Raw genomic sequence first — 11,602 nt, forward strand, 5'->3', positions numbered from 1 at the left:
TAATTAGCACTATCCTGTGCCGGAAGCTCTTTACTTACAATCTTTGCGTTGTATAAAAAGATGTAAAAGTCTTTATGACAGCGGGTTCTGCTTACTGCACCTTTTCTCCTACCAGTTCATCCAGTTCTTTGGAGAGCAGTTCAAATACTTCTTCTTCGGTGCCATCGCCTTTCACTTTTTTGAATTTGCCGAATTTGGCGTAGTGATCAGCCACAGGAGCGGTTTTATTATGATATTCAACGATACGGGCTTTCACCACATCTTCAGAGGCATCATCGCTGCGGCCGGAGGTCAGGCCCCGGTTCAGCAGGCGTTTAATGAGTGCGTCTTCCGGTACTTCCAGTGAAAGTACAGTGGAGATAGATGTTTTTTTCAGCGCCAGCAGTTTGTCCAGTGCCTCAGCCTGTGCCGTAGTACGGGGAAAACCGTCGAAAATAAAGCCGCGGGCATCAGGATTGGCGTCCAGTTTGGAGCTGATCATGCCAATCACCACTTCATCCGGTACCAGCAGGCCCTGATCCATAAATTTCTTGGCTTCCTGTCCCAGGGGTGTTTTATCTCCGATCTCGCTGCGAAGCAAATCGCCAGTGGAAAGATGAATAAGCCCGTACTTCTGGATAATGTTAGCACTTTGTGTACCCTTGCCGCTACCGGGAGGGCCAAATAAAATGAGATTGACCATGTTTATAAAAATCTACTTTACTCGCAAGGTTGCAAATATAAGAAACAGATGAATGTATTGGTAATTAAAATTACGATTGATTAAACTAAATGTAAATATTCTGACAAAATAGTAAACAGCATTTAATTTTTTGGCGTAATCTGTAAAATATCTTCAACAGGGTATTCTAATTTAACTAAATAGTTTGGATCTGACAAAATCATATGATCAATATTAGTAATTCTTTGATATTCAGCCTGTCAGTCTGGATTTACGCATGAATATTTGTAAGTTTATGATATGAGGAAACAATTATTGGTTGCAGGACTTACAGGACTAATGATGACGGGCAGCGCCATTTCCGCGCCCCTGGTGTTCAAGGAAAAAAAGAAGCATAAAAAGGTGGCTGCACAAAAAGCGGTGCCGGCGCAGGACAGGGCGTCACAGTGGGCCGACAGTGTGTTCCAGTCGCTTACACCCGATGAACGTATTGCCCAGCTTATTATGATCCGGGCGCATTCCAACTTAGGACAAGACCATATTAACGCTGTTATTAAAGATATACAGGACAACAAGGTAGGAGGGGTGATCTTTTTTCAGGGAGGCCCGGTAAGGCAGGCCAATCTTACCAATTATTACCAATCAATTTCCAAAGTGCCGCTTCTGGTAGCTATTGATGGCGAGTGGGGGCTTGGCATGCGGCTCGACAGTGTTATTTCACTGCCGCGGAATATGATGATAGGCGCTATGCAGGATACTTCGCTTGCGTATGATGCCGGGAAGATCATGGGAGAGCAGTGCCGCCGGCTTGGTATCCACATTGATTTTGCGCCGGACATGGATGTGAACAACAATCCTGCTAATCCTGTGATCAACGACCGCTCTTTCGGGGAAAACAAATACCAGGTAGCCCGTATGGGCGTAGCTACTATAAGGGGAATGCAGGATGCCGGCATTATGGCCTGCGCCAAACATTTCCCGGGCCATGGCGATACCAATGTGGATTCGCACCTGGATCTGCCCACTATCAATAAAACCAGGGCCCAGCTGGATTCCCTGGAGCTGTATCCATTCCGCCAGGCCATTGCAGCCGGGGTACAGTCGGTGATGATAGGCCATCTTTATATCCCTTCTATCGACAAAAAACCAAATACGCCTACTTCCATTTCCTACAATGCAGTTACAAAACTGCTGAAAGAAGAAATGGGTTTTAAAGGATTGATTGTTACCGATGCACTGGAAATGAAAGGCATCGCGAAGTTTTATACCAATGGACAGGAGTCCTTACAGTCGCTGCTGGCAGGTAACGACCTGATGATCCTTCCGTCTACCTCCGCCGGTAGTGTGGCCGCCATCAGGAAAGCTATTAAAGCAGGAAAGATCAGCCAGGAAGAAGTAGATGCGCGGGTGAAAAAAGTTTTGCGCGCCAAATATAACCTGGGGCTATGGCAGCCGCAGCATATCGATACCGATCATCTGGTGGAAGACATTAACGCCAAAACAGATCAGTTGCGCAAACGTATTGCTGAAAATGCCATTACCCTGGTACGCAACGAGAAAAAACTGATCCCGTTTTCGCCGGCCATGACCCAGCAAAAACTGGCAGTGGTGGCAGTAGGAGCCGATGCCAGCAACACTTTTACAGAAGCAGTAAAAAATTATAAACCGGGAACGGATGTGTTTATTTTTACTTCACGACAGTCCGTACAACAGATTGCGCCAATTGTATCCCGTATCCAGCGTGATTATCGTGCGGTGATCATTAGCCTGCATAATTACAGTCGCCGGCCAGCCGGTAATTTTGGACTATCTATGGCAGAAAGGCTCATCATCCGGCAGTTGCAATCCGAGATGCCATCGGCCACTGTTGTTTTTGGTAATCCGTATGCTATCCAGTATTTCTGTGACGCGCCTCACCTGGTAGCTGCTTATGAAGACGATAGTACCACTCAACGCGCCGCGGCCGACCTGCTTTTCGGGCAACTTGGACCATCCGGCAAACTGCCGGTAACTGTTTGCCCGGATCTGCCCTCCGGCACCGGCATCACTTACGAAGTGAACAAGTTTAATTTATTACCCACTGCCAGCGCTAAAGAAGCAGGTATCAATGAACAGGCTTTATTACAGATCGATGCCCTGGCAAATGATATGATTGCCCGCGGAGCTGCACCGGGCGCGCAGGTAATGGCCCTGAAAGATGGAAAGGTTATCTATAATCGTTGTTTTGGTCACTACGAATACAACAAACAGGAACCAGTAACACCTACATCTATCTATGACCTCGCCTCTGTTACTAAGGTGTGTGCTACTACTTTATCGGTGATGCGGCTGTACGATGAAGGTAAACTGAACCTGGATGCTACCTTGGGGGTGTACCTGCCACAGGTGCTGGGAACCGATAAAGCGGGATTGCGTATCCGTGATATCCTGCTGCACCAGGCCGGCCTGGTAGCTTTTGTCCCTTTCTATAAAGAAACGCTTTACAGCAATGCAAGGCCCGATACCGTGTTGTATCATGCCACTGCAGATGCCTCCCATGGTATACGTGTGGCTAATAACATGTACATGGAGAACAGCTATGTGGATACCATGTGGCAAAGGATATTGGATAGTAAGTTATCGCCCCGCCAGGGTTATGTTTACAGCGACTGTGATTTTATTTTCCTGGGCAAGATCGTGGAAACGTTATCAGGAAAGAAGCTGAATGATTATGTGAGGGAAACGTTTTACGAGCCACTGGGACTAGCTACCACCGGTTTTTTGCCGAGGGAGCGTTTTCCTTTGTCGCAGATCGTTCCTACAGAAAGGGAGTATTCTTTCCGTATGCAGTTGTTAAGGGGAGATGTGCATGACCCCGGTGCTGCCATGTTTGGTGGTGTAGCAGGTCATGCCGGTTTATTTTCCGATGCGCATGACGTGGCAGTGATTATGCAGATGTTGCTGAATAAAGGATCTTATAATGGTGTACAGTATATAAAGCCTGAAACGGTGCAGTTGTTCACCGCTTACAACAGTAATATCAGCCGTCGCGGGCTGGGGTTCGACAAGCCCGAGAAGGATAATGCCACCCGCCGCGAGCCATATCCTGCCAGGAGCGCTTCTGCAGCTACTTTCGGGCATACCGGCTATACCGGCACCTGTGTGTGGGCAGACCCAGCTTCGGGATTGGTATTTATTTTCCTGAGTAACCGGGTGTATCCCAACGGCGGTGTTAATACGAAAATATCTGCATTACATACCCGGGAGAAAATGTTTGAGGCGGTGTATGAGTCGGCACGCAGGTAATGAAGATATAACAGATAATAAAAAGAGAGGTGGTACCGTTTTTTACGGATACCACCTTTTTCATTTTTCAATTATGCGATGCGGGACTACTCGGTTACGGAAACGCTCCTGTTGATCAGGGTTTGTGTTTTTATGGCAATAGCTTTTTCTGCCAGTTTGTTTTTTCCGCTCCTGATTTCGAAGGTATAGTCGCCATCCTCGAGAGATCCGAGGTTATAACGCGCCTCAAAACGCAGGGTAGCGGGCAGTGTTTCGCGGTGCAGCGTGTTATTGTAGTTGTCTTTTATGTAAAGGGTCAGCTTTTCATTGGAAGGATTATCCACGGAAAGCTGGAATAACAGCTGATCTTTCTGCAATTGTGTGATATGTACATTGAAAGCTTCAATGGGAGCTGTGGGCACTGGTTTTTCTTTTGCCAGTCGCGCTGCATTATAGGCAAATGTTTTTGACTGTGCAGCAGCGTGTAAAATCGGGAAGAGGATAGTTACAAATACCAACAAAGCTACTTTGGGAGCTAAAACAACAAAACGTAAGTGTTTCATGACATTATTTTTTTAATGTGTACTTCTTTTTTTAATTAGGGCGGTATTAGCTAATACAATGGTGCCGTTTAATTTTCACGGCAAAGCTCCGACAGATGGATTAACAGAACATTACGCCTTTGTTAAAATAATGTGAGAATTTAGCCGGCTTGTTCGGCATTCATTCCCTATTTTTGCACCGTTTATGGAAGCAGTTACAATAAAGAATAACCGCCCCGTGGCCATCTGGTTATATATTGGCGTGGGCATGTTGATAGTTCAGGTATTGCTGGGAGGAATTACCCGCTTAACCGGTTCGGGCTTATCCATTACAGAATGGCAGCCATTGCTGGGGGCATTTCCTCCTATGAATGAAGCTGCCTGGCAGAAAGCGTTTGATGGCTATAAGCAGATAGCGCAGTATAAGTATATTAATAATCACTTCACATTATCGGACTTTAAGTTTATTTTCTTCTGGGAGTGGTTGCATCGTGATTGGGCGAGGCTGATGGGATTTGTGTTTATTATCCCGTTCATCTATTTTATTATTAAGAAGAAGATTAACAGGAGTATGATCAACCCGATGATCATATTGTTTGTACTGGGTGGTTTACAGGGGCTGATAGGATGGATTATGGTGAAGAGCGGGCTTAATGAAGAGAACCTGTATGTAAACCATATTCGCCTGGCCATCCATTTTATTTCTGCACTGGTGCTGCTGGCATATGTGTTCTGGTTTGCCCTGAAACTTAGTGTGCACCCTGTGGAAGTACTAAAAGTGCCCGCTTTATACAACCTGAATATCTGGCTGCTGATATTATTGGTAGTGCAGCTGGTATACGGTGCTTTTATGGCCGGATTGCACACTGCACTGGTGGCGAATACCTGGCCGGATATTAATGGTTCCTGGGTGCCTGCCGGCATGTTTTCACAGGGAGGTTTTGCCACAGATATTGCGCATAATCCAATTACCATTCAATTCATACACAGGGGGCTGGCCTATCTTATTACCATTCTTATTGCCATCTGGTGGTGGAAGGCTGCACAAACACCGGCCAACAGCCTGTTACATGCTATCCGTTATCTTCCCCTGTTGCTGGTATTATTACAGGTGCTGCTGGGTGTGCTTACCCTCCTGAATAGCCAGGTGAAGATCCCTGTTAGTTACGGGATCCTGCACCAGGGAGTAGGAATGTTGCTGATGTTGTCGCTGATCTGGACATTGTTCCTTAGCAGAGGGGCGGCGGAAAGTGGAAATTGATTTTTCGGCCGGAGAGGAACTCCCGCGGTCATAAATCCGTAAATTTTCCGTAGGTTTATTCGTAATAATCGTCTGATGAAGGTGAAGTTATTATTGATAAAAACTTACTATTCTTTCCCTATACAGTTGCTGCTCCTGCATTTCAGGAAGTACCAGGTATTACTTATTTTTTGGGTGATCCTGTTCAGCACTATCAACGGCGGTTTTGCCAAGGTGTTTGGCGGAGATGCACTTTACCTGGCGCCAGAGTATCTTGGTAAGGTAAACTTTTACAGCACTACCATCCTGGGACTGGCCACCGGCATGTTTATCATGAGCTGGCAAATCACCACTTTCATTTTACATACAGGACGATTTAAGTTCCTGGCCACTACTTCCCAGCCATTTTTCAGGTATTGCCTTAATAATGCCATTATTCCACTGGTATTTATTTTCAGTATGCTTTACCGCGGATGGGAGTACCAGCGTTATGAGCAACTTAATACGGTTCCTGATATTATGTTGTTAGGGGAAGGGTTTATTTGCGGTGTGCTGTTTATCTTCTTTTTCTGTTTTTTTTATTTTTTTAACGCAGATAAAAATATTGGCCGGCGGCTGGAAAAGCGTTTTGGAAACCCGCGCAACTTCCTGCGGATGATCCTGAAACCCAACCAGGATCCGGATGAAAATGCGCTCCCTGTTCATAACTATTTTTCCACCCCCTGGCGTATCAGGAGAGCCAGGAATGTAGACCATTACAATAAACATTATCTTGACAGCATTCTTAAGCAGCATCACTTTGCTGCTATGATCACGGTGGGTTGTTCCCTGGTGTTCCTGGTGATACTCGCTTACCTGATGGATTATGATATGTTCAGAATTCCGGCCGGTGCCAGTGTGCTGATTTTCTTTGCATTCCTCATAGGCGTTGCCGGCGCTTTTTCCTATATGCTGCAAACCTGGTCTATTCCTATTTTGCTGGTAATGTTGTTTGCTTTGAACTGGATGGTAGAGAACAACTGGGTAGATAACCGGAATAAAGCCTATGGTCTGAATTACCGGGAGAAGAATGCGCGTCCCGAATATAGTGTAGCTGCCCTTCAGCAGTTTTTTACCAGGGAGAAGTATGACGCTGATAAGCAACAGACCCTGATGATACTGGAGAAGTGGAGAAAGAAATTCCCGGCCAGGAAAAAGCCGCCATTGATAGTAATGAATTTCAGCGGGGGCGGCAGTCGTTCTGCTACATGGAGCGTGAACGTATTGCAACGGCTGGATAGTATGCTGAATGGCCGCCTGATGAAGCATACCGTACTTATGACCGGCGCATCGGGGGGCATGCTCGGCGCCAGCTATTTCCGGGAGCTGTACTATGAACAGCAACAGGGAAAGCCTGTTCGCCTGTCTGATAAGGTATATGCAGATAAGGTTTCACAGGATTTACTTAACTCCGTGTTCTCCGCCATGGCCGTAAATGATTTTATTACGCCCTGGAGAAGCTTCAACATCGGGAAAAATCATTATGCCAAAGACAGAGGCTATGCCTTTGAAATGCAATTGAATGAACATACCGACAGCGTGCTGGATAAAACATTGAAGGATTACCGGCAGCCGGAGGCCGAAGCGGAAATTCCCATGCTGATATGGAACGCTACCATTAATGCAGACGGGCGCAGGCTAATGATTTCCCCACAACCTATCAGTTATTTGTGTAGCCCGCAATACCAGTACCCTACCCGGCAGGTAAGGGATATTGACGGGGTTGATTTTGGACAGTATTTTGCCGCCCAGGGAGCCATGAACCTGCGTATTACCAGTGCGATCCGTATGTGTGCAACCTTTCCCTATGTGCTGCCGAATGCATTCCTGCCCACCAACCCTATTGTAGATGTAATGGATGCGGGAATCCGTGATAACTTTGGTCAGCAAACTACCCTGCGGTATTTGTATACGTTCAGTAAGTGGATCAATGAAAATACAAGTGGCGTAGTATATATCCAGATCCGTGATACCCGCAAAAATGATATTTCTCCCATCAAAAAAACAAAAGACCTGGGCGACCTGCTGTTTGAGCCGTTGTTTACCATGCAACAGCACTGGAGTGCCATGCAGGATTTTGACCAGGATGATTTGCTGAATTATATAGAAGGATATTTTCCTGAGAAGTTTCACCGGGTAATATTCCAGTATGTACCGCAGAAGCAGGATAAAGCAGCAGCACTATCCTGGCACCTCACCTCCCGCGAGAAACTGGACATTGCGCATGCATTAGATAACCCGGCCAACCAAAGTGCGTTGGAATATGTGGTGAAATTACTGGAGGAGTAGGCTGTGGGACTTAGTGATCACCGTGTTATTTTTTCCGTGTGATACTCCTTCGTGCCATTGAAGGAGTCTTTACTGGCACAGCTGTCGTAGTAAACGACAGCCCATTCAACAGGCCTGCCACCAAAGGTTTCCCTGTAGATATCGTAGTAAATGATAACCCTGTCAACGGGATTATCATCGATGGCTTCTTTATAGATACAGATTTAATAACCTATTCTATTCAACAAGGTTTGTCTTGCTCAGCACTGCCTGGATTTTTCAACGGGCCGCCTCCACTCCGGATTAAAGTGAGCTCCTGCTATTCTTTCAGGAACTTCAGCAGGGGAGCAATAAACTTCGTATATGCTTCAATGTGGGGAAGATGTCCTACACCTTCGATCGGTACCAGTGTGGCGTGTGGAATTTTTTTCGCAGTGATGTTTCCCAGCTCGGGATAATTCCCTAATGTTTTGCGTACATTTTCAGGTGCATTGGCTTTGCCCAATGCCGTGCGGTCGCGTTGTCCTATTATAAGAAGGGTAGGAGCGGTAATATTTCCAAACTCGTACAATACCGGTTGCGTAAAGATCATATCGTAGGTAAGAGCCGAGTTCCAGGCTACCAGGGAGTAGTCGGGGTTACTGGTCCAGCTGGCTTGTAACTGTGCCCATTTATCATAAGCGGGCGACCATTTACCGGCGTAGTAGCTGTCCATCATGTATTGTTTGATTTTTTCGTAATTCTGTTGCAGTTCAGCTTTATACCATTTATCTATCGACTGATAGGGAACCTTTACTTTCCAGTCCTCCAACCCGATAGGATTTTCCAGGATCAGTTTTTCAGTTATTTCCGGGTACATGAGGGCGAACCTGGTGGCGAGCATGCCGCCCATGGAATGACCAAGAACAGCCGTTTTTGTTATCTGTAAAGTGTCCAGCAATGTTTTGGTGTTTTGCGCCAGGAGCTGGAAGCTGTATTGAAAATGCGGGGGCTTGGACGACTTGCCGAAGCCGATCTGATCCGGGATGATGACGCGGTATCCGTTATTGCTGAGATCTGCAGCAGTACTGTCCCAATATGCACCGCAGAAATTCTTGCCATGGAGGAGCACTATGGTTTTGCCATTGGGCCGGGAGGGTTGTACATCCATATAAGCCATCTGAAGGGACTGGCCTTGCAGCTGTAATTTCAGGAAATGTACAGGGAAAGGGTATTTATAATCAGTAAGGGTGATATCCTGGGCTGGTATTTGTGCAGATATATGGGTGGCTATTAAGGACAGGCAGGCAATGGCGAGGATATACAATTTCTTTTTCATGAAGTTATATTAGACTGTTGAAACGTTGTTGGTGGCGGCAAAATTGACGCCATAAAACTATTTGATTACAATATTTGGATATAATTAATTGTAAATCAATGATAACCAGCCTATTGTAAAGGGGTTTTTCAAGCTGACCAAATGATTACATTTATTTAAAACGTGATACCCTCATTCTCGCTATGTTTTCGTACCTTTGCGCCTTCTTTTTGTAGCTATTAGCGAAAAACTAGTTAATGGCTGATAGCTAAAGATTTAAGTATATGAACATTCGTAATATCGCAATTATTGCACACGTAGACCATGGTAAAACTACTTTGGTTGACAAAATCCTTCATCAGGCTAATGTATTCCGGGCTAACCAGGAATCAGGTGAACTGATCATGGATAGTAACGATCTTGAAAGAGAACGTGGTATCACCATATTCAGCAAAAATGCTTCTGTTGAGTATAAGGGAACCAAGATCAATGTGATTGATACTCCGGGCCACGCCGACTTTGGCGGTGAGGTAGAAAGGGTATTGAAAATGGCTGATGGTGTGATCCTGCTGGTAGATGCTTTTGAAGGTCCGATGCCGCAAACCCGTTTTGTGTTGCAGAAGGCTTTACAGCTGAATCTGAAACCTATTGTTGTTATCAACAAGGTAGATAAGGCAAACTGCCGTCCTGATGAAGTACATGATGCAGTTTTTGAACTGTTCTTTAACCTGGATGCAACAGAGGAACAACTGAACTTCCCGACATTTTATGGCTCTGGTAAAAATGGCTGGTTCAACAGTTCATTAGAACAGAGTGAAGATATTTCTCCATTAATGGATGGCATCCTGGAATATGTTCCACAGCCTAAGACTCCGGAAGGTAACCTGCAGATGCAGATCACTTCGCTGGATTACTCTTCTTTCCTTGGCCGTATTGCTGTAGGTAAGGTGGCCCGTGCTTCTATTGAAGAAGGACAGTGGGTTACTTTAATGCAGACAGATGGTACCAGCAAGAAGCAGAAAGTGCGCGAGCTGTATATTTTTGAAGCATTAGGTAAGAGAAAGGTAACTAAAGTATTTGCCGGTGATATTTGCGCGGTAGTTGGTATTGAAGGTTTTAACATTGGTGATACCATTGCTGATGCGGAAGCTCCTGAAGCGCTGCCTATTATCAGTGTGGACGAGCCTACCATGAATATGTTGTTTGGTATTAACAACTCTCCGTTCTTTGGTAAAGATGGTAAGTTCGTTACTTCCCGTCACCTGCGTGACCGTTTAATGAAAGAAACTGAGAAGAACCTGGCGCTTCGCGTAATGGATTCTGACAGTGCAGATAGTTTCATGGTGTATGGCCGTGGTATCCTTCACTTAGGTGTATTGATTGAAACCATGCGTCGTGAAGGGTATGAATTAACTGTTGGCCAGCCACAGGTAATTGTGAAATTGGTAGACGGTAAAAAATGCGAACCATACGAAACCCTGGTGGTAGATGTTCCGCAGGATTTTGCCAGCAAGGTAATTGACCTGGTAACCCGTCGTAAAGGTGAGATGCTGATCATGGAAACTAAGGGTGAAATGCAGCACCTGGAGTTTGAAATTCCTTCCCGCGGTTTGATCGGTTTGCGTACACAGATGCTTACAGCTACAGCTGGAGAAGCAGTAATGGCACACCGCTTTAATGATTATAAACCATGGAAGGGTGCTATTCCTGGCCGTAATAACGGTGTACTGATTGCCAAGGAAGCTGGTACTACTACCGGTTACTCTCTTGACAAGCTGCAGGATAGAGGTTCTTTCTTTGTTGACCCAGGAGAAGAAGTATACAAGGGTATGATCATTGGTGAAACCAATAAACCGGGCGACCTGGTGGTGAATCCTAATGAAGGCAAGAAACTGACCAACATGCGCGCAAGCGGAACTGATGGAGCAGCCAACATTGCGCCTAAGATACTGATGACGCTGGAAGAATGTATGGAGTATATCCAGCATGATGAGTGTATAGAGGTTACGCCTAACTTTATCCGTATGCGTAAAGTAATACTGGATGAGGAAGAACGTAAGAGAACAGCTAAAAGCATGAAAGCAGAAGCTTAATTGCCTTTGTTTGTAAGATAATTGGTAAAAAAAGCAAGACCGCTCCGTTTTACGGGGCGGTTTTTGTTTTTAGGGTTGTCTTTTATGGCGAACCAGTTTTGGCGTTTTAGGTGATGATGCTTTTCTGGTGAGACCCATTGAAGATACCGGAGCAGCTTTAACTGTTGTTGTGATGAATATCTTTCAGCATGAAGGTAA

7 protein-coding genes are annotated in these 11,602 nt (G+C 45.6%); 4 read left to right on the forward strand and 3 right to left on the reverse strand.

The features are described 5' to 3' along the window. Nucleotides 1-91: 91 nt before the first annotated feature. Nucleotides 92-682 carry an adenylate kinase gene (locus FN124_RS10165; protein WP_142684616.1) on the reverse strand — a complete coding sequence of 197 codons (591 nt, stop codon included), beginning with the start codon at nt 680-682 and terminating at the stop codon, nt 92-94. Nucleotides 683-961: 279 nt separating this feature from the next. Between FN124_RS10165 and FN124_RS10170 the strand changes: the two genes are divergently transcribed. Next, nucleotides 962-3,946, forward strand: coding sequence for a serine hydrolase domain-containing protein (locus FN124_RS10170; RefSeq protein WP_142684617.1), 2,985 nt, complete (start codon nt 962-964; stop codon nt 3,944-3,946). 86 nt (nt 3,947-4,032) lie between these two features. On the opposite strand, the gene FN124_RS10175 is transcribed toward FN124_RS10170, so the two are convergent. After that, entirely contained in the window at nt 4,033-4,488 is a 456-nt protein-coding gene (locus FN124_RS10175; RefSeq protein ID WP_142684618.1) for a hypothetical protein, read from the reverse strand. A gap of 184 nt (nt 4,489-4,672) precedes the next feature. Here FN124_RS10175 and FN124_RS10180 point away from each other — a divergent pair, with 184 nt between their 5' ends. Beyond that, nucleotides 4,673-5,728 carry a COX15/CtaA family protein gene (locus FN124_RS10180; RefSeq protein ID WP_142684619.1) on the forward strand — a complete coding sequence of 352 codons (1,056 nt, stop codon included), beginning with the start codon at nt 4,673-4,675 and terminating at the stop codon, nt 5,726-5,728. A 75-nt stretch (nt 5,729-5,803) separates the two neighbouring features. Continuing rightward, nucleotides 5,804-8,035 (forward strand): patatin-like phospholipase family protein, encoded by a 2,232-nt coding sequence (locus FN124_RS10185; RefSeq protein ID WP_142684620.1) that lies wholly within the window; start codon nt 5,804-5,806, stop codon nt 8,033-8,035. Nucleotides 8,036-8,333: 298 nt separating this feature from the next. Here the strand turns inward: FN124_RS10185 and FN124_RS10190 are convergent, their stop codons facing one another. Further along, complete coding sequence (locus tag FN124_RS10190; RefSeq protein ID WP_142684621.1) at nt 8,334-9,332, reverse strand: alpha/beta fold hydrolase; 999 nt, start codon at nt 9,330-9,332, stop codon at nt 8,334-8,336. Nucleotides 9,333-9,595: 263 nt separating this feature from the next. Here FN124_RS10190 and typA point away from each other — a divergent pair, with 263 nt between their 5' ends. Then, nucleotides 9,596-11,404, forward strand: a complete 1,809-nt coding sequence (typA, locus tag FN124_RS10195; RefSeq protein WP_142684622.1) for a translational GTPase TypA — start codon at nt 9,596-9,598, stop codon at nt 11,402-11,404. Nucleotides 11,405-11,602 lie beyond the last annotated feature (198 nt).

It is taken from the genome of Chitinophaga polysaccharea (assembly GCF_902150045.1).
Taxonomy (GTDB): Bacteria; Bacteroidota; Bacteroidia; order Chitinophagales; family Chitinophagaceae; genus Chitinophaga; species Chitinophaga polysaccharea_A.